Source organism: Waltera sp., from assembly GCF_046969025.1.
Taxonomy (GTDB): Bacteria; Bacillota; Clostridia; order Lachnospirales; family Lachnospiraceae; genus Acetatifactor; species Acetatifactor acetigignens.
In genome coordinates this window covers 23144-43435 of record NZ_JBKVQF010000013.1, presented here as the reverse complement: position 1 = coordinate 43435, position 20292 = coordinate 23144, and the positions used below count along the sequence as shown (strand labels likewise).

The following is a 20292-nucleotide window of genomic DNA, read 5'->3' as shown; positions in this document are numbered from 1 at the left end:
TCATCTTCCGGGGATTTTGAAGTCTGAATGGAAATGTCTTATAACAACTGTAAGCCGTTCTCTTTTGCAGTCTCCATCACTTCATCGGACCACAGGGAACACTGTACTTCGCCGATATGAGCTTTTCTTAAGAAGAACATACAGATACGGGACTGACCGATACCACCGCCGATGGTAAGAGGAAGCTCACCGTTAATGACTGCCTTGTGGTAAGGAAGTTCGGCACGCTCGGGGCAGCCAGCCTTCTGTAGCTGGTCTAACAGAGCCTTCTTGTCTACACGGATACCCATGCTGGACAGCTCCAGAGCAATGTCCAGAACCGGATAATATACCACGATATCGGCATTCAGCGACCAGTCATCGTAGTCCGGTGCACGGCCATCGTGAGGCTTGCCATTCTCTAAGGTCTCACCGATCTGCATGATGCAGACAGCGCCTTTTGCCTTGGCAATGTAGTATTCCCGCTCCTTCGGGGAGTAGTCGGGGAACATCTCTGCCAGCTCACTGGTAGTTACAAAGAAGATGTCATGAGGAAGGATTTCTTCGATGTAGTCGTAATGGATGGACATATACTTCTCGGTCTTGCGAAGAACCTTGTATACGGTGCGGACGGTCTCTTTCAGAGTCTCCAGATTCCGCTCTTCCTTCGTGATGATCTTTTCCCAGTCCCACTGATCCACATAGATGGAATGGATGTTGTCGGTCTCCTCATCCTGACGGATGGCACTCATATCGGTGTAGAGACCTTCGCCGGGCTGAAAACCGTATTTCTGCAAGGCATAACGCTTCCATTTGGCCAGAGACTGTACGATCTCTGCTTCACGGTCTCCCTGTGCTGCAATATGGAAATTCACGGGACGCTCCACACCGTTCAGATTATCGTTCAGTCCGGATGTAGGATCCACAAATAAGGGAGCAGATACACGCAGCAGGTGCAGACGCTCTGCTAACAATCCCTGGAAAAAGTCCTTCACTGTCTTAATGGCAACCTGTGTCTCGTACAGGTTCAGCTGAGACTTATAATTTTTAGGTATGACAATATCTGACATACTGACCTCTCATTCTGCCGCCGGGCGGCGTGTGTTACAAAATATTCCTATATTATTTAACTGCGAAATGCACGATTTTGCAAGCCTTTTTTCGGAAAAAATAACCACTTGCAAAAATCGAACATATGTGCTAACTTGAATATACACAAGAACAAACGTTCTGATTCTGGAAATTTTCGGTAAAAGGCGGTGATAATGTGGAATATCTTATACAAAACGGGGAATTGTCCATCATGCAGAAGCTGGAGATCCTGACCGATGCAGCCAAATATGATGTGGCCTGTACTTCCAGTGGGGTGGAACGTAAGGGCGACGGGAAGTACATGGGGAACTGCACGAAGGCCGGGATCTGTCACAGCTTTTCTTCGGATGGCAGATGCATTTCTTTGTTGAAGATTCTGATGACCAATGAATGTATCTTCGACTGTAAATATTGTCTGAATCGAAAGTCCAATGATGTTCCCAGAGCCACCTTTACCCCGGAGGAGATCTGTACACTGACTATGGAGTTTTACCGGCGTAATTATATCGAGGGACTGTTTTTAAGCTCCGGTATCATACAGGATCCTACTTTTACCATGGAATTGTTGTATCGGACCATATGGCTGCTACGGAATCAATACCATTTTAACGGCTATGTCCATGTAAAAGCGATTCCGGGAGCGGATCCCGAACTGGTGGAGCGGATGGGGTATCTGGCAGATCGTATGAGCGTGAACCTGGAGCTGCCCACGGCGGAGGGGCTGCGGACACTGGCACCGAACAAGCACCGGAAAAATATTCTGACGCCCATGCGGCAGATCCAGAATGGAATTCATGCGAATAAGGAGGAACTGATCCTGTACCGCAAGAGCCCTGTTTTCGTGAGTGGCGGGCAGTCTACCCAGATGATCATAGGGGCAACCCCGGAGACGGATTATCAGATTTTAAATGTAGCAGATAATCTGTATCAGAAGTTTGAGTTAAAGCGTGTGTTCTATTCCGCTTTTGTAAAGGTCAATGAGGACAAGAGCCTGCCGGCGCTTCCCGGGGGGCCGCCGCTTCTGCGGGAGCACCGTCTGTATCAGGCAGACTGGCTGCTGCGGTTTTATGGGTTTAAGGCGGAGGAACTGTTGGACGAGAAAAGACCGTTTTTTAATGTGATGCTGGATCCCAAGGAGGACTGGGCGGTGCGGCATCTGGAATGTTTCCCGGTGGAGATCAACCGGGCACCTTATGCAGATCTGCTTCGGGTGCCGGGGATCGGCGTGAAAAGCGCCAGACGGATCCTTAGTGCCAGGAGGAGCACAAAGCTTACGTTTCAGGATCTGAAGAAGCTGGGCGTGGTGATGAAACGGGCTGTTTATTTTATTACCTGTGGTGGCAGGATGATGTATCCCACGAAGCTGGAGGAGGACTATATCGTGCGGAATCTGACGGATCCGAAGGAACGGATCCGGTTCGGCAGCGATGGCATGAGTTACCGGCAGATGACCTTGTTTGATGATGGGATGTTCCCGAACGGGGTACGGCAGGAGGAAGTGCTGCCTGCAGCAGTGGGAGAACTGTAGCGCACAGCGTACAGGGAAACATTTCCTGACTGCCTGCATTGGCAGGTAAACGTAAGGTCCTGTACCGGTAGATGACGGCCGTTTGCAGAAGCAAGGCAATGCAAAATGATAGGTTGACAGCGGCAGAAGGGGAAGAGAACAGAAACAGCGGGAGGTGAAACTTATTATATGAAGATTTATCACTGTGAGGATTCGCTGGAGGGAATCTTCACCGCTATTTATAATACTTATGAAGATCACTGTATCATCCGGGATACTATGGTCACGACCATCGAGGAGAATCTGTTGTTCTCTGAGTCTGTGGAGGTGGTGCCGGATCCGGAGAAGACGGTGAAGGTGATCCGGACATTGAAACGCAGATTTGGGGAGGAAGATTATGAGAGCCTGTGTCTGGCTCTTTCATCCCCGAAGCCGGAAAAGGCCCAGGCGGTATACCGTACCATTGCAAAGGGGCTTTCCGAGAAGTGTCCGCCGGGACATCTGCTGGATGCCATGGCAGACACGTATGTAAACCAGACCTTCAGCCTGGCCAGAGGCGCCGGAAATGAGTATCACCATCTGAAAGGATTTACGCGGTTTGAAGAATTGGAGAATACAATCCTCTATTCGAAGATCGCGCCGAAGAATAATATTCTGACCTTTCTGATGGTGCATTTTGCAGACCGCTTTCCCATGGAAGACTTTCTGGTGTTCGATGCAGGCCGGTATCTGTTCGGAATACATCCGGCGGGAAAGCCCTGGTATACGCTGCAGGGGAAGGATGCCTGGGAGAAAGTAAGATCTGAGACGGAGAAACTGTCCGCTGCGGAACAGCACTACCGGGAACTTTTCCGTTCCTTCTGTCATACAATAGCCATAAAAGAACGTGAAAACAGTGATCTGCAACGAAATATGCTGCCCCTCAGGTTCCAAGAATATATGGTGGAATTTCAGTAGATTTCGCCAAATTGGGATTTATATTTTACCGCGGTAACGCAACAAATATACAAAACGCCGAAAAGGTTTTCCATACGGCGAACATATATTGTGAAAATGATAGCAGAGTGGTAAAAATGCCCAAAATGTGCGTTTTCTGGAAGAAAAAAACCGCTTTACATTTGGGGATGGTTGGCTATAATAGTAATGATTTCAGATGTGAGGGGAAAGTACCCGGTGTATTATTTTACTTACGATCGAACTTACTATTGAAAGGAAGGAACAAGAAATGTTAAAGACGATCCGTTTGACACCTGAAGACGTGAAACATTTTGTTGATGTAGCTTCAAAGTGTGATTTTGATATTGATATATGCTATAACAGATACGTAATCGATGCCAAATCATTCCTTGGAGTGTACGGATTGGATTTCACGAAGCCGTTGACCGTGTCCTATGACGGCTACAATGATAAATTCGAAGAGATGCTGAAGCAGTGTGCGATTGCATGTTAATGCACTGACAGGTCAGTATTTCTCAACAACAGAATGTCATTTGACTACCCAGGTAAGATAGAGTACTATTTACCTGGGTAGTTTTATTATATGATGCCAGGGGACAAAGGTCTTTCATCCACTTGAGCTTGCTCATAAGTGGATGAAAGACCTTTAGCCCCGCCCCCACTATTCGCATAAAAGTGGGATGTTAATCCCACGATATGCGAATAGTGGGGAGGCTTGTGAGAGTGCGCAGCACGGAACAAGCCGTAGGCATCTGGGTATCGTAGGGACTTGTTTGAGGGAGGTTAAGTCACATGGCGGGAGAAGTCAGAATATCGGTACGTAATCTTGTAGAGTTCATCCTGCGCAGTGGCGACATCGACGACAGGAGGCAGGGATCCCTGGAGAATGCCATGCAGGAGGGCAGCCGGATCCACCGTATGATCCAGCGCCGTATGGGTGCGGAGTATCAGGCAGAAGTGGCATTAAAATACACCCATCCCACGGAGGACTATGTCATCATCGTGGAAGGCCGGGCCGACGGCATCATCGAGCAGAATGGAGAGACCACCATCGATGAGATCAAGGGAACCTATAGAGATCTGTCGAAGCTGAAGGCACCCTTGCCTTTACATATTGCCCAGGCGAAATGCTACGCCTATATGTACAGCCTGCAAAAGGAGCTGCCCTATATCCGGGTGCGGCTGACCTATTGCAATATAGAGACGGAAGATATCCGCTATTTTTATGAAGATTATGAATTCGTCAGACTGGAAGCCTGGTTCCAGCAGCTGATCAGTGATTACCGCAAATGGGCGGACTATACCTGGCAGTGGAGAGAATTGCGGCAGCAGTCCATTGCTGAGCTGCAGTTTCCCTTCGACTATCGGGATGGACAGAAAGAGCTGGTCAGCTATGTGTACCAGACCATTTATCATAAGAGAAAATTATTTATTGAAGCTCCTACGGGAGTCGGTAAGACCATATCCACGATCTTTCCCACGGTAAAGGCCATGGGAAAGGATATGGGAGACAAGCTGTTCTATCTTACCGCCAAGACCATCACCCGGACGGTGGCGGAGGACACCTTTTCTTTGCTCAGGCAGAAGGGACTGCGCTTTAAGAGCATTATCCTGACAGCCAAGGAGAAGATCTGTTTTCAGGGTCATACGGAGTGCAATCCGGAGCAGTGCCCTTATGCAAAGGGGCATTTTGACCGTGTCAATGAGGCTATCTATGATCTTCTGACCCACGAAGAGAGCTTTACCAGAAGCAAAATAGAAGAATATGCCCTGAAATATCGGGTATGCCCTTTTGAATTCGGACTGGATTTAAGTCTGTTTGCAGATGGAATTATCGGAGATTATAATTACCTCTTTGATCCCCATGTGTATCTGAAGAGATTTTTCGGGGACGGCAGTCAGGGGAATTATGTATTTCTGATCGATGAGGCACATAACCTCTTAGAGCGGGGCCGGGAGATGTACAGTGCACCGCTACGGAAGGAAGATCTGTTGGAACTCAAGCGGGAGATCAAACAGACAATCACGTCGGAAATGGAAGAAGCAGCCCAGAAAAAGCGTGATAAAGACGGGATTTCCGGGCAGATGACATTAGAAATGACAGGCATGTCAAAACAACTGCCACAGGAGATTACCCTGGAGGAAACAGACGGTACCGATTCCCTCTATGTAAGGGGACACAAAGGGAAAAAGTCTGACGGAAAGAGTACCTTTGTGCGGGAAGGCTATGCGGAACGGATCAGCCAGCTGCTGGAGAAGTGTAACGCACAGCTGCTGTCCATGAAGCGGGACTGTGACGGGTACCGGCTGGTGGATGATATTGACATGCTGGTGCAGCCCTTGACCAGACTGCACGCTGTGATCAGTGATTATCTGGAGGAGCAGGAGAAGGTCAGCCTGGAAGTACGGGAGAATCTGCTGGACTTCTATTTCAAGCTCAGTCATTTTCTGGATATTTACGAGAGACAAGATGAAAACTATGTGAAATATACCAGATTGTGTGAGGATGGCAGCTTTGAACTGAAGCTGTTCTGCGTGAATCCCAGAGAAAACCTGAAGGAATGCATGCTCAGAGGACGCAGTACGATCCTTTTTTCCGCTACCTTCCTGCCCATCCAGTATTACAAGAACCTGCTGGGCGGTGAGAAGGAGGATTACGAGGTGTATGCCCACTCGGTGTTTGATCCCGAGAAGCGTACCATACTGATCGCCGGGGATGTGACTAGCAAGTTCAGCAGAAGATCCCAGGAAGAATACTACAATATTGCCCGTTACATTCACGAAGTGGTGAAGAACCGGCACGGCAATTACATGATATTTTTCCCGTCCTATTCCTTTATGAATCATATTTACGAGATCTATGAACAGTATTTTATGACAGAGGAAGAAGAATGTCTCGTCCAACAGGAATCCATGAATGAGGAAGAGCGTGAATACTTCCTGAATCGCTTCCGGGGCAATGAGGAATGTGACCTGCAAAGTCTCATCGGTATGGAGATCGAGGAGGAAGAGGAGCAGACGCTGATCGGCTTCTGCGTGCTGGGGGGAATCTTCGGAGAGGGCATCGATCTGAAGAAGGACAGTCTGATCGGAGTCATTGTAGTAGGAACCGGACTGCCCCAGGTAGGCTGTGAGCGGGAGATCCTCAAGGGCTATTTTGATGAGGACGGAGAGAACGGCTTCGATTATTCCTACCGCTATCCGGGAATGAATAAAGTATTGCAGGCGGCAGGCCGCGTGATCCGGACGGCGGAGGATGTGGGTATCATTGTTCTGCTGGATGATCGGTTTCAGCAGTATTCCTACCGGAGATTATTCCCCAGAGAGTGGGAACAGGTGCAGCCTGTGACCGTGGATACGGTAGCCAAAAAGGTGGAGCGCTTCTGGGATGCCTGGTTGTGGCAAAAGGGATGATTTTCAATGTGATACACGAGTTGATATCCGATATGACAATCCACATAACCACATATGACACATGTGTATATGTGGATAAGTCGGTGGATTTTGTGGATTATTTGTGGTTTTACACAGAAAAAACGACAGACGGTTCAAAAATGGTGTATAATAGCAAAAGAATTGATGTGGACAAATAAATAAAAGCAGTACTGAACCAGTCAATGGAAAAGCATTACGAGTACAAGGTATGAAATTAAGGCAGAAAGGAATGGTAACTAATATGTGGGCGTATGAAAGTGTTTTTTATCAGATCTATCCCATGGGATTCTGCGGAGTTCCTTTTGAAAATGACGGAGTACAGAGACATGAGATCAAACATGTGGAGGACTGGATCCCCCATATGCAGAAGCTGGGAGTGAACGCGGTATATTTCTCCCCGGTATTCGAATCGGATACTCATGGTTACAATACCAGAGATTATCGTAAGATCGATGTGAGACTGGGAACCAACGAAGATTTTAAGGAGGTCTGCGACGCATTGCACAGGGCCGGGATCCGGGTCGTGCTGGACGGTGTGTTCAATCATGTGGGCAGAGGCTTTGCCCAGTTCCAGGATGTGATCCGCAACCGGGAGAATTCACCGTATGTGAACTGGTTCTACCGGATCGACTTCGGTGGCAATTCCAATTACAACGACGGACTCTGGTATGAGGGCTGGGAAGGCTGCTTTGATCTGGTGAAGCTGAACCTGCAGAATCCCGATGTGGTGAACTATCTGCTGGACAGTGTCAAGGGCTGGATCGATGAATTCGGTATTGACGGTCTGCGACTGGATGTGGCTTACAGTCTGGATGAAAATTTCGTCAGAAGACTGCGGGAAGTAACCAGCGCTTACAAACAGGATTTCTTCTTATTGGGAGAGATGCTTCACGGAGACTACAACCGTCTGATGAACGATCAGATGCTGCATTCCGCAACGAACTACGAGTGCTACAAGGGACTTTACAGCAGTTTCAACAGTATGAATATGTTCGAGATCGTACATTCCCTGTTACGTCAGTTCGGACCGGAGAACTGGACCCTGTATAAGGGCAAGCATCTGCTGTCCTTTGTGGACAACCACGATGTGACCCGTGTGGCAAGTATTTTGAACAACGAGAATCATCTGCCGCTGATCTATGCCATGGCATTCGGTATGCCGGGCATTCCCTGTGTCTATTACGGAAGTGAATGGGGCTTCAAGGCCCGCAAGGAAGACGGCGATCCTGCACTGCGTCCCTACTTTGATAAGCCGGAGTGGAATGGTCTGTGTGACTGGATCAGCAAGCTGACAGAGGCAAAGAAGCATTCGGAAGCATTGAATTACGGTGCTTTCCGTTCAGTACTGCTGACCAATAAGCAATGCATTTTCGAAAGAAAGTCGGAGCATGAGAGAGTCATGGTGGCTATCAATGCGGATGGAGCGGATTTCATGGCGCATTTTGATGCCGGCTGCGGCACGGCGGTGGATCTGATCACCGGAGAGAAACATGACTTTGGCGGCGGTAGTCTTCTGCCGGCGTACAGTGCATATTTCTGGCTGATGGAAAACTAACAGAGCATCCCCGGTCATGATGGCAAAGCCATTGTGGAATCTTTGGAAAGTCTTTAGAATTTCTTACGGTTTCTCTATATTGACGCATGATATTATATGCCGTATAGTATAGCCACAGAGCAATACTATACGGCATATAATATTGTAAGGAAAGGCGGATAGCCGCAAATTTCAGAGAGGAGCGATAGGATGCTTTTTAATACAGGAGCAGCTCTGCTGGATGCTATCGTGCTGGCGGTGGTCGCCCGGGAACCGGAAGGAACCTATGGGTACAAGATCACCCAGGAGGTCCGGCAGGTGATCGAATTGTCGGAATCCACCCTGTATCCCGTGCTTCGGCGATTACAGAAGGACGAATGTCTGGAAGTCTATGACCGGGAATGCAGTGGCAGAACGAGGCGTTATTACAAAGTCACCAGCAGAGGCTGGGCGCAGCTTCATTTATATGAAAGTGAGTGGCGCAGCTACAGCGATAAGATCACGGGATTGTTTGAAGGAAAACTAAGTGACAGGTCAGAGGCGTAAACAGGCGCAGATGGGAGAACATAGTAGAATGAATAGAACGGAGTTTATGAGGCAGCTGGAAAGTCTGTTGCAGAATATTTCCGCTACAGAGCGGGAGGAAGCATTACAATACTATAATGAATATTTTAATGATGCGGGTCCGGAAAATGAACAGAACGTTATTGAGGCTTTGGGAAATCCTGCCAAGGTGGCGGAAAACATCAAAAAGGACATTTTCGGGAACGGTTATGGAGAGAATATTTACCAGAAGATCAATGCGGACAACCGTGCGGTGATCACTTATCCGGCGGATTCCGGCGCGAAGAGCGGTGCCGGAGAGGCAGGCTTTGGGCAGGAAAATGAAGCACAGGCAGCTGGAGCAGTGTCCTCTCGGAAAAAAGAAGGAATGTCCACCGGTATGATCGTGCTGATCGTAATTTTATGTATTTTGGCATCTCCGGTGATCCTGGGAGTAGCTTCCGCAGGCATCGGTGTGGCAGCGGGGCTGATCGTTGCATGGCTCGGTCTGATCGTTGGTTTCGGGGCAACGGCAGCAGCACTGATACTGATTCTGATCGCACTGGTGGTTGCAGGGATCATCAGTCTGTTTACGCATCCCTTCGTGGGAATGGGGCTGATCGGTGCCGGACTGATCTGCGGAGGTGTCGGACTTCTGTTTCTGATGTTGACCGTGGCCATGGCGGGAATCGCCACACCGGCGATCTGTTGTTGGATCGGAGGATTATTCCAGAAAAGAGGTAAAGCAGAAGCATGAGAAAATTTATGAAGGGCTGTGCCATCACAGCGTTGATATTCATATTATTGGGACTGATCCTGGGAGTGAGCGGAAGCCTGGGGAATGGCTCCACGCATTTTTCGCCGGGGGAGATCCTGTCAGCGGTTACTCTGGGAAGAATCTCCGGAGAAAAGGTAGATGACTGGAGTGACGGTGTGACGGAGCAGATTCGGGAAAATATGGACGATGTGCACTATGATCTGGAGGACAACGTGGATTATGACTCAGATTATGAAGTAAAGTCGGGAAAGATAGAGCTGTATGTTCTGGGGGATGACAGTCAGGGCATCACGGATCTACGTGTGCAGGCCGGTGGCTGTGTCATGAAGATTCAGGTGTCAGAGGACGACTGCTTCCGGGTAGAAGCCGACGGAATGCGAAAGTTCCAGGGATATGTGGAAGGCGGTACGATGGAGATCCGCGGCACTTCGAAAGCAAACAGCAACAGTGATGGCAACCTGGGCGGTTCCATCTGCCTGTATGTGCCGGAGGGATATTATTTTGAAAATACCTCTTTGGATATGGGAGCCGGAAGCCTCAGTGTAGAGGAATTGCAGACGGGGGCACTGGAAGCCAATGTGGGTGCCGGCAAGATGACGTTTGAGAAACTGGATGCTGACCAGGCAGAGTTAGACTGTGGTGCCGGTCAGATGACAGTAGAAGCACTGAGCAGCCGCGTGGCAGAGGTTTCCGTAGGAATGGGATCCGTTCGTCTGAACGGAGATGTGACCGAACGATTGGACGGAGAGTGCTCCATGGGAGAACTGAAACTGACACTGGCAGGAATGCAGACAGATTTCGACTACGACTTAAGCTGCGGCATGGGTGAACTGAAAGTCGGTGATGACAGTTACAACGGCCTGGCACAGGAGAAACAAATCAACAACAACGCTTCTAAAAATATGGAGCTGGAATGTGCTATGGGCAGCGTTGTGGTGGAGTTTAAGTAAAATACTGCCAGACAGAACGGTTTTCACATGGCGGCGGTAAAAAAGCTGCTAAATTCGGAAAATAAGATACGCGATATCGCCTGAGTGGAGTTGTGATTCCCTCAGGCGGTAATGTTAGAATTCTTTTGTTATTCTTTTTCCGGTTTGTGCCATTCATCCAAAACAGCTTCTACCTGTGCGATGAGTTGTTCCTTATTTGGAATATAAGAAACATAACGTGAAGCAAAGATATTGTTGGACAGACCTCCGAGAGCATATTCAGCAGCTACACTGTCTTTGTCTGTACAAAGGATAATACCGATGGGGGGATTATCATGTTCATCATTTACTTCTGCGGCGTAGTAGTTCAGATACATATTAAGTTGCCCGGCGGCTTCCGGTGTGAGCTTGGTTGTCTTTAATTCAATCAGCACATACGCTCGGAGAATTTTATTATAGAAAACCATATCCACATAGTAGTGAGTATTGTTCAACGTAATGCGTTGCTGCGTCCCGACGAACATGAAACCGCGACCTAATTCCAACAGGAATTTTTCAATCTGCGCGACCAGTGCTTTTTCAAGATCACTTTCCAGCAGGGGCTTGTTTTCCGGCACACCCAAAAATTCAAACACATAGGGGTCTTTGATAATGTCGCTTGGCGTAGTCATTTCAATACCTTTTTCCGCGAGGGCAAGTACCGTTTCCTTGTTTGTCTTTCCTTCTGACAGTAATAATCGTTCATAGAGAGAAGTGGAAATCTGCCGCTTTAATTCTCGGATCGACCACCCGGAGTTGATGGTTTCCTTTTCATAAAAACTGCGTTTGTCTGGATCCGAAATCGTCAACAGCTCACAATAATGCGACCACGACAATTTTCCAGACACTGTCTGGAATTTTTGATGGTGCATATAGAACAGGCGCATATTGTATAGATTGGAAACAGAAAATCCCTTTCCAAATTCTTTTGTCAATCCTTTAGAAAGTTCCTTTAAGGTCTGCTTTCCGTAATCTGCCCGATCTTTGCTTTCCTGCTCATACTCAACAATGATCTTTCCTACATTCCAGTAGGTAGACAGCAATTCCGTATTTACCTGTACCGCCACGCGCTGACGTGCATTTAATAACAATTCTCTGATTTCATTCATCATAGAATCAGTATGTGTCAAATTACTCAATTTTAATGCCCCCTTTCCAGATGGAGGATAGCCAGTATAATATAAAAAAAGAATCGCAGCACACCGTTTAAGCATTTGCTATACGGGATCTCATTCTTGAGAACAACCACAATTCCTTTTCTATATAAAATATAAAAGAGATGAAATGAAAAGTCAACTAAATCATTGAGCTTTAATATTCTTACAACAGCGCCGCCAGATACTTCTCAAACACCACGCCCTCCTGCACGGGCGTTCCCGCCTTTTCACTTCCGGTGATGCACAGACCTACGAAGTTCGCTGCCTTTTGCACGGAGGATAGTAAGGTCTCCCCGCGGACGGCATCGGCGGCGAGAATGGAGGCGAAGATGTCTCCGGTGCCGGGACGGGATGCTCCGGCAATGGGGGTGGAAACAGTGGTATAGACGCCGTCATCCCATAGGAAGTTCACCAGAGAATCGCCCTGCCGGATCCCGGTGATGACGATGGAGACAGTGCCAACGGAACTCCCGTCAGAACCACTGGCAGTAATGCCCGTGGAGGCTTCGTCGGATGTAATGGAAGCTGTTTGACAGATGTCAGTCAGCCGTTCACACAATCCGGACAGCTCCTGCATCGTCCATTCCCTATCCTTCCAGGGAGTCCCGGTCAGCAGGCAGGCTTCCGTGATATTCGGCGTGATAATATCCGCCAGAGGCAGCAGCTCCTTCATCTTCTGAACATGGGTCTCTGTAATGGAGGAGTAGGCCCTGCCGTGGTCTCCCATGACCGGATCCAGCAAAAACAGGGGCGGCCGGAACATTTCCACGAACCCCCGTACAATGTCGATCTGCTCTTCATTTCCTAAGAATCCACAGTATAACCCATCGAAGGTAAGTCCCAGTTCGTTCCATACTTTTATATAATCTCGCATATGAGAGGTGTAGTCATCAAAATGGCAGAGAGGAAATCCCAAATGGTTCGATAAAACAGAAGTAGGCACAGGGCATACCTGTACCTTCATTACGCTGATCACGGGCAGGGACACGGTGGTGGAGCAGCGTCCGAAACCGGCAATATCGTTGATCATAGCAAGGCGGGGAACGAAATCCCCGCCCTTTTGTGCATTTCTATCAGAAGTATCGAAATTAGATGTCATGGAATAATCCTGCTTTCTTCAGTGCCGGACGAAGTGCCAGATAGAATACGGAAGCACAGATCACAGCAACGATGGCGTTGACACCGGTAGTTACGGTGCTGATCTTGGCAAGAGCCTTGGAAATATCCTGAGGCACACCCAGCAGGTACATTTTATAGAAGTAACCAACCAACGGATCCGCTACCACGTTAAATGCCATACCGCAGGCAGAAGCAAGAATCGTTACGCCGGTCACATATTTTACGGAATGCTCTTTGCTCAGATGGAAGATCTTGTGAGCAACCAGTCCTACGATCAGACCGATGCACAATTTTAATAAGAAGGTCTTGGGGGCACTGGTTACATAAGCGGTGGTCAGATCGGCGATGGTCATGCCGATGGCACCGGCAAGTCCGCCCCAGTAACCGCCCAGCAGCAGAGCTGCCAGTACGCAGAATACATTGCCCAGATGGAATGCGGTCTTCTCGGGACCCACGGGAATGTCGATCTTGAAGAAAGCAAATCCGATATAGCACAGAGCTGCTAACAGACCTGCCTGCGCCAGCTTCTTCACATCCGCCTTCTGTGCGGGAATTACGCCTGCGATGGCATTGTACAATCCCTTGGCAGTTAACAGGATAGCGAAGAATACCAGAACCAGGCTATAGGAGTAAGGACGCTCTGCGGACAGCTTCTGGTCGGACAGAGTGGACTTCGAAGCGGTCAATTCATCCTTCTGCGCATTCAGGGAATCCAGATCACCGTCTGCTGTGCCGCCGGTGACTGCCTCGATGGAAGCTTCTACTTCCTCCAGCTGTGCCTTGACATCGCTTAACTGGCTGCCATAAGCAACGGATTCCTGATAACTGTTATTGTGGGTAATGACTGCCAGGACGATTCCCAGGATCAGGAGAATGGCTCCCGCAATCAATACACCGTATGATTTTTTCTTTTCCATGATGATGATCTCCTCTTTTAATTTCTTTTTCATAATTCCCATTTGTTCGGTGGGATATGTTAGGATTCAGTGTATAGAAAAAGTGGCTTGCTTAAAAGAGCCAGAATATGTTTTTTTTACCATGCCAGTTTATACATGAAAACCATACATTCTGAAGGAAAAATATGCAGGAAAACAAGATTTCCTTGACAAAGTCGGAATTTCTGTACTATATTTTTTATTAGTAATTAACCAAATCCAAAAGGCAATGACGAAGAGGAGTACACATTTCCCCTTACCAGAGAGAGCGGCTGCATGTATGCGCTGGAAGGCTGCTTCAAGACAGGAATGTGGAAGGTAGCTTCCAAGCTGGAGAGCCGAGACCGGATATTCCGGGCGTAGGTTTTCACGAGTTATCCCCGTTACCGGATAGGACTTTGTAAGAAGTCGCAAGGCAGCGCAAGCTGTGAACAAAGGTGGTACCGCGTTACTGACGCCCTTTGCTGACGAGAGTCGGCAGAGGGCTTTGTTAATTTCAGGAGAATTTAAGGAGGAAGCAATGAGCAAAGAATTAGCCAAGACCTATGACCCCAGCGGCATAGAAGACAGACTGTATCAGAAGTGGCTTGACAAAAAGTATTTCCATGCGGAGGTAGATCACAGTAAGACTCCCTTCACTATCGTGATCCCGCCCCCAAATATCACCGGACAGCTCCACATGGGACATGCATTGGACAACACCATGCAGGATATCCTGATCCGTTATAAGAGAATGCAGGGCTACAATGCACTGTGGCAGCCCGGCACCGACCATGCAAGTATCGCTACCGAGGTCAAGATCATCCAGAAGCTGAAGGAAGAAGGCATCGACAAGCACGATCTGGGTCGTGAAAAGTTTTTAGAGAGAGCCTGGGAGTGGAAGAAGGAATACGGCGGACGTATTATTGGTCAGCTGAAAAAGCTGGGTTCTTCCTGTGACTGGGACAGAGAGCGTTTCACCATGGATGAGGGATGCAACAAGGCTGTGATCGAAGTGTTCGTGAAGATGCACGAAAAAGGCTACATCTACAAGGGTGCCCGTATCGTTAACTGGTGTCCCGTATGTAATACCTCCATCTCCGATGCAGAGGTAGAATATCAGGAGCAGGCAGGACATTTCTGGCACATCAAGTATCCGCTGATGAACGAGGACGGAACGCCCAGCACCACAGAGTTTCTGACCTTTGCAACTACCCGTCCCGAGACCATGTTAGGTGATACCGCAGTAGCCATCCATCCCGATGATGAGCGTTACACCCATCTGCATGGCAGAAAGGTACTGCTTCCTATCGTAAACCGTGTGATCCCTATCGTTGAGGATGCTTATGTAGACAGAGAGTTCGGTACCGGTGTCGTTAAGATCACCCCCGCTCATGACCCCAATGACTTTGAGGTGGGCAAGCGTCATGATCTGCCTGTGATCAATATCCTGAACGATGATGCCACCATCAATAAAAACGGCGGCAGGTTCGAGGGCATGGACCGTTACGAAGCAAGAAAAGCCATCGTGGAAGAACTGGATCAGATGGGGCTGTTAGTAAAGATCGAAGACCATGTACACAACGTAGGTACCCATGACCGTTGTAAGACCACCATCGAGCCTATGGTAAAAGACCAGTGGTTCGTTAAGATGGATGAATTGATCAAACCTGCAAGAGAAGCAGTGAAAAAGGGCGAGATCAAGCTGATCCCCGAGCGTATGGAGAAGAACTATTTCAACTGGACGGATAACATCCGCGACTGGTGTATCAGCCGTCAGCTGTGGTGGGGACACAGGATTCCCGCATATTACTGCGATGACTGCGGTGAAGTAGTCGTAGCCAAGGAGATGCCGAAGGTATGTCCCAAGTGCGGCTGCACCCACTTTACACAGGATCCCGATACGCTGGATACCTGGTTCTCCTCCGCACTGTGGCCTTTTGAGACCCTGGGCTGGCCGGAGCAGACCGAGGATCTGAAGTATTTCTATCCTACCGATGTCCTGGTAACCGGTTATGATATCATCTTCTTCTGGGTGATCCGTATGATCTTCTCCGGATACGAGCAGATGGGAGAGAAGCCTTTCAAGACCGTATTGTTCCACGGACTGGTACGTGACAGTCAGGGACGGAAAATGTCCAAATCTCTGGGCAATGGTATCGATCCTCTGGAGATCATCAGCCAGTACGGTGCCGATGCACTGCGTCTGACCCTGATCACCGGCAACGCACCGGGCAACGACATGCGTTTCTACTATGAGAGAGTAGAGAACAGCCGTAACTTCGCCAACAAGGTATGGAATGCTTCCCGTTTCATCATGATGAACATGGAGCAGGCACTGGAGAAGACCGGAAAAGATATCACCACCCCTGCGGCAGCAGATTTACAGCCCGTAGATAAGTGGATCCTGTCCAAGTTAAATACTCTGGTAAAAGATGTGACCGACAACATGGATCACTTCGAGCTGGGTATCGCCGTACAGAAGGTATATGACTTTATCTGGGATGAGTTCTGTGACTGGTACATCGAGATGGTAAAACCCCGTCTGTACAGCACCGACGATGCAGTCAGCCAGAATGCGGCACTGTGGACGCTGAAGACTGTCCTGATCGACGCCCTGAAGCTGTTACATCCTTACATGCCGTTCATCACTGAGGAGATCTTCTGCACCATTCAGAATGAAGAAGAGTCCATCATGATCAGCAAGTGGCCGGAGTACAGCGAGGATCGTGCATTCCCCGCAGAGGAGAAGGCCATAGAAACGATTAAGGAAGCCGTTCGCGGTATCCGCAACATCCGTACTGAGATGAACGTAGCACCCAGCCGTAAGGCAAGTGTGTATGTAGTCAGCGAAAATGACGAGATCCGCAGGATTTTTGAGGAAGGTAAGCTGTTCTTCGCAAGCCTTGCTTATGCGAATGAGATCATGATCCAGGCTGACAAGACCGGAATCGCAGAGGATGCGGTATCCGTAGTGATCCCCGGTGCAACCCTGTACATTCCGTTTGCAGAGCTGGTAGACATCGCACAGGAGATCGAGCGACTGAAGAAGGAGCAGAAGAGACTGGAAGGTGAGCTGTTACGTTCCAGGGGAATGCTGTCCAATGAGAGATTCCTGTCCAAGGCTCCCGAAGCGAAGATCGCAGAGGAGAAGGAAAAGCTGGCAAAATACGAGCAGATGATGGAACAGGTGACAAAACGCTTAGAACAGCTGGCATGATCTGCAACGAAACGTACAGAATAAAAAGAACGTAAAGCATAAGGAATACGATGAGATTCGGTAATGACATGATAACGTTTGAAGAAGCGGTGGCATATCTGAAGGATATGCCCCGCTTTACTGTTAAAAAAAATCCTGCGGACAGCAGGGACCTTAAATGGTTTTTAAAAAAACTCGGAAATTCGGAGAAGGATCTGCGGATCATTCATGTGGCGGGCACCAATGGAAAAGGCTCCGTCTGTGCCTACATGAGTTCGATCCTGCGGGAAGCAGGCTATCGCACGGCTGTATTCACTTCACCTCATCTGGTGGATATGCGGGAGCGTTTTGCCGTGAATGGTGAAATGATCTCAGAGGAAGCTTTTTTACAGGAGTTTCTTGCGGTATGGGACGCTTTGCAGGAGACCAATTCTGCGAATACTGGGGACGGGCAGCGAGGGGAAGAAGCGCCACAGGAATTCGTTCTCAACTTTTATGAATACCTATTCTGCATGGCATTACTCTGTTTTGCAGAAGAAAAACCGGATTATTGCATCATTGAGACCGGCCTGGGCGGAAGACTGGATGCCACGAATTATGTGGACAATAAGCTCCTGACCGTCATTACGCGGATCAGTCTGGATCATGTACAGTATCTGGGAGACACCACAGCGAAGATCGCTGCGGAAAAGGCAGGGATCCTGCGCCCCGGTGTTCCGGTGGTGTATCTGGACGGGGATGCGGATGCCAGTGCGGTAATTTGCCGCAAAGCGTCAGAACTTGGTGCGATACAGATACCGGTGTCGAAAAAGGACTATACTTTCCTTGGATTTCGGAAGAAATACATTGATTTTTCCTTGCGCTCTGAGTATTATAATTATATTAGTCTTACTTTGCATACCATTGCACGCTACCAGATGGAAAATGCGGCATTGGCAGTGCGGGCCGTGGAAGTGCTGTTTCGCAGTACGGACATGCCTGACGGCAGAATGTGTGCCGCATCCGGGTGTCCCACTGTGGAAGAGATCCGACAGGGAATCCTTGGCTGCTTCTGGCAGGGACGCATGGAAGAAGTACTTCCGGAGGTGTACGTGGATGGTGCGCATAATGACGACGGCATCCGGGCTTTTCTGGATACCGTGGAACAGGACGGCTGCACGGAGGGCAGGAGACTGTTATTTGGTGTGGCGGCGGATAAGGATTGCAGGCATATGATACAGAGGGTGATCACGTCGGGATTATTCGACCGGATCGCTTTTACGCATATGCGGACGGCGAGGTCGCTTTCGCTGGAAGAACTGAAAGGTTTACTGGCAGCTTATCCGGAAGACCGGTTTACTATGTATACGGAAGCGGATACGGCACTGCGGACGGAAGTCTCGGGCAGACAGCCAGGAGAACGGCTCTATATCGCGGGAAGCCTGTATCTTGTCGGGGAAATAAAGGAGTCTTTGGACCATGATCAATTTTGAAGAAGAACTGAAGAAATTTCATCCCAGCCTGGAAGTGGAAGACGCTGAGGAAGCTATCTACAATCAGGATCTGACCGATGCGGCGGATCTGTTGGTGAAAATGATAAAAGAATCCGAAGAAAAAGAAGAGAAATAAGGAGGGAGAGCATGTTTTGTTATAACTGCGGCTGCCATCTGTCAGAGCACGATTTCTGTACGTCCTGCGGAGCAGATGTATCCCTCTACAAGAAGATCATGTGTATGTCCAACCGTTTCTACAATGACGGTCTGGAGAAAGCAGGAGTACGGGATCTCACAGGTGCGATCAACAGCTTACGGCAGAGCCTGAAATTTAATAAGAACAATATCGAAGCCAGAAATCTGCTGGGACTGGTGTATTTTGAGACCGGAGAGGTCGTTGCGGCACTGAGCGAATGGGTCATCAGCAAAAATATGCGGCCTGAGAAAAATATCGCGGACGATTACATCAATATGCTGCAGTCCAATGCGGCCCGCCTGGATGCCATTAACCAGACCATCAAGAAATACAATCAGGCACTGGTCTATTGCAATCAGGACAGCAAGGATCTGGCTATCATCCAGCTGAAAAAGGTACTGTCCCTGAACCCGAAGTTCATCCGGGCACACCAGCTGTTAGCCCTGCTTTATATGGACAGTGAACAGTGGGACAGAGCGGAGAGAGAACTGCGTAAGTGCATGGACATCGACCGCAACAATACGCTGACCCTGCGGTATCTGAAGGAAGTTGAGATGCAGCTGACTCCGGACGAGAATAGCAAGCAGACCGGCCGGCGGAAGAAGGATGATGCGGTTCGCTACCAGAGCGACAATGAGATCATCATTCAGCCTTTGAATGTGAAGGAGCAGAAGAGTGCAGGTCTCTCTTCCCTGATCAATATTGCCATCGGTCTGATCATTGGTCTGGCCGTGATGTATTTTCTGGTGGTTCCGGCAGCGGTATCCAATGCCAACAATGAGGCCCAGAAGACCATCACCGACATCGGCAATCAGTTAGACACCAAGACCTCCCGGATCCAGGAACTGGAGACCCAGATGCAGGCACTGCAGACAGAGAATGATACGCTGAATCAGGAACTGCAGGGGTATGTGGGAACCGACGGTACGCTACAGACCATCGACAGCCTGTTAGCGGCAGCCACCACATATCTGGAGACGCAGGATATTACCCAGACGGCGGCTAACCTGGAAAGCATTTCGGCATCCGTGGATGTGGACAGTACTTCCGAAGCATTCCAGAAGCTGTACAAGACGTTGCTTGGCCTGATCGGGCCGCAGCTGTCCGCACAGTATTATGAGACAGGCTACAATGCTTACCGCAGCGAGGATTACGCGACGGCCATCGAGAACCTGTCCAAGGCAGTCATTTACGATGAGACCAACAAGGATGCCTGGCTGAGCCTGGGCAACTCTTACCGTAAGAGTGACGATGCCCAGAATGCCATCACCACCTATGACAAGATCATAGAGCTGTTCCCGGATACGGAGACGGCCAGAAGTGCCCAGAGATATCGTTCCCAGCTGGCAGAGAATACGGCACAGTAGGGAAGAACAACATACCATCAGACAATGACACACAACACACGAAAGAGAACATGCGTAAAGTAAAGCGCGGGTTCT

16 protein-coding genes are annotated in these 20292 nt (G+C 49.0%); 12 read left to right on the top strand and 4 right to left on the bottom strand.

The genetic code is table 11. The annotated features are described in order from the left end of the window. Positions 1 to 38: 38 nt before the first annotated feature. A complete protein-coding gene (gene asnA / locus ACLTOH_RS08815) occupies positions 39 to 1049 on the bottom strand; it encodes an aspartate--ammonia ligase (RefSeq protein WP_117464834.1) in 1011 nt (336 codons plus the stop codon). Between the two features lie 233 nt (positions 1050 to 1282). Here asnA and ACLTOH_RS08810 point away from each other — a divergent pair, with 233 nt between their 5' ends. The 8 genes from ACLTOH_RS08810 to ACLTOH_RS08775 all read left to right on the top strand — a co-directional run bounded on the left by ACLTOH_RS08810 (position 1283) and on the right by ACLTOH_RS08775 (position 10775). Further along, positions 1283 to 2599 (top strand): putative DNA modification/repair radical SAM protein, encoded by a 1317-nt coding sequence (locus ACLTOH_RS08810; RefSeq protein WP_337545205.1) that lies wholly within the window; start codon positions 1283 to 1285, stop codon positions 2597 to 2599. Between the two features lie 168 nt (positions 2600 to 2767). Next, complete coding sequence (locus ACLTOH_RS08805) at positions 2768 to 3535, top strand: TIGR03915 family putative DNA repair protein (protein ID WP_337545203.1); 768 nt, start codon at positions 2768 to 2770, stop codon at positions 3533 to 3535. 268 nt (positions 3536 to 3803) lie between these two features. Continuing rightward, positions 3804 to 4028 carry an HPr family phosphocarrier protein gene (locus ACLTOH_RS08800; RefSeq protein WP_022312539.1) on the top strand — a complete coding sequence of 75 codons (225 nt, stop codon included), beginning with the start codon at positions 3804 to 3806 and terminating at the stop codon, positions 4026 to 4028. Positions 4029 to 4327: 299 nt separating this feature from the next. Then, a complete protein-coding gene (locus ACLTOH_RS08795; protein WP_337413147.1) occupies positions 4328 to 6949 on the top strand; it encodes an ATP-dependent DNA helicase in 2622 nt (873 codons plus the stop codon). Between the two features lie 262 nt (positions 6950 to 7211). Then, complete coding sequence (locus tag ACLTOH_RS08790; RefSeq protein ID WP_117464984.1) at positions 7212 to 8525, top strand: alpha-amylase family glycosyl hydrolase; 1314 nt, start codon at positions 7212 to 7214, stop codon at positions 8523 to 8525. A gap of 189 nt (positions 8526 to 8714) precedes the next feature. Next, positions 8715 to 9050 (top strand): PadR family transcriptional regulator, encoded by a 336-nt coding sequence (locus tag ACLTOH_RS08785; RefSeq protein ID WP_117464831.1) that lies wholly within the window; start codon positions 8715 to 8717, stop codon positions 9048 to 9050. A 28-nt stretch (positions 9051 to 9078) separates the two neighbouring features. After that, on the top strand, positions 9079 to 9804 hold the full coding sequence (locus ACLTOH_RS08780; RefSeq protein WP_182427102.1) for a DUF1700 domain-containing protein: 726 nt from the start codon (positions 9079 to 9081) through the stop codon (positions 9802 to 9804). After that, the gene (locus ACLTOH_RS08775; RefSeq protein ID WP_337545202.1) at positions 9801 to 10775 is read left to right on the top strand and encodes a DUF4097 family beta strand repeat-containing protein; all 975 of its coding nucleotides are present in this window, start codon (positions 9801 to 9803) and stop codon (positions 10773 to 10775) included. Before ACLTOH_RS08780 ends, ACLTOH_RS08775 begins: the two co-directional genes overlap by 4 nt. Before the next feature lie 128 nt (positions 10776 to 10903). On the opposite strand, the gene ACLTOH_RS08770 is transcribed toward ACLTOH_RS08775, so the two are convergent. The 3 genes from ACLTOH_RS08770 to ACLTOH_RS08760 form a co-directional block, all read right to left on the bottom strand. Continuing rightward, positions 10904 to 11905, bottom strand: coding sequence for a PDDEXK nuclease domain-containing protein (locus ACLTOH_RS08770; protein ID WP_118539359.1), 1002 nt, complete (start codon positions 11903 to 11905; stop codon positions 10904 to 10906). A 208-nt stretch (positions 11906 to 12113) separates the two neighbouring features. Continuing rightward, positions 12114 to 13049, bottom strand: coding sequence for a bifunctional hydroxymethylpyrimidine kinase/phosphomethylpyrimidine kinase (locus tag ACLTOH_RS08765; RefSeq protein WP_227733030.1), 936 nt, complete (start codon positions 13047 to 13049; stop codon positions 12114 to 12116). Next, a complete protein-coding gene (locus tag ACLTOH_RS08760) occupies positions 13039 to 13623 on the bottom strand; it encodes an ECF transporter S component (protein WP_227064249.1) in 585 nt (194 codons plus the stop codon). The genes ACLTOH_RS08765 and ACLTOH_RS08760 overlap by 11 nt, the downstream gene beginning before the upstream one ends. A 901-nt stretch (positions 13624 to 14524) precedes the next feature. Between ACLTOH_RS08760 and ACLTOH_RS08755 the strand changes: the two genes are divergently transcribed. Genes ACLTOH_RS08755 through ACLTOH_RS08740 form a run of 4 tightly spaced genes read left to right on the top strand, consistent with a single transcriptional unit; the run spans position 14525 to position 20217 of the window. After that, positions 14525 to 17203, top strand: a complete 2679-nt coding sequence (locus ACLTOH_RS08755) for a valine--tRNA ligase (RefSeq protein WP_412223947.1) — start codon at positions 14525 to 14527, stop codon at positions 17201 to 17203. Positions 17204 to 17253: 50 nt separating this feature from the next. Beyond that, positions 17254 to 18654, top strand: a complete 1401-nt coding sequence (locus tag ACLTOH_RS08750; protein ID WP_412223945.1) for a bifunctional folylpolyglutamate synthase/dihydrofolate synthase — start codon at positions 17254 to 17256, stop codon at positions 18652 to 18654. Further along, complete coding sequence (locus ACLTOH_RS08745) at positions 18641 to 18790, top strand: hypothetical protein (protein WP_022313050.1); 150 nt, start codon at positions 18641 to 18643, stop codon at positions 18788 to 18790. The genes ACLTOH_RS08750 and ACLTOH_RS08745 overlap by 14 nt, the downstream gene beginning before the upstream one ends. 11 nt (positions 18791 to 18801) lie before the next feature. Continuing rightward, the gene (locus tag ACLTOH_RS08740; protein ID WP_022313049.1) at positions 18802 to 20217 is read left to right on the top strand and encodes a tetratricopeptide repeat protein; all 1416 of its coding nucleotides are present in this window, start codon (positions 18802 to 18804) and stop codon (positions 20215 to 20217) included. The last annotated feature ends 75 nt before the right edge of the window (positions 20218 to 20292 follow it).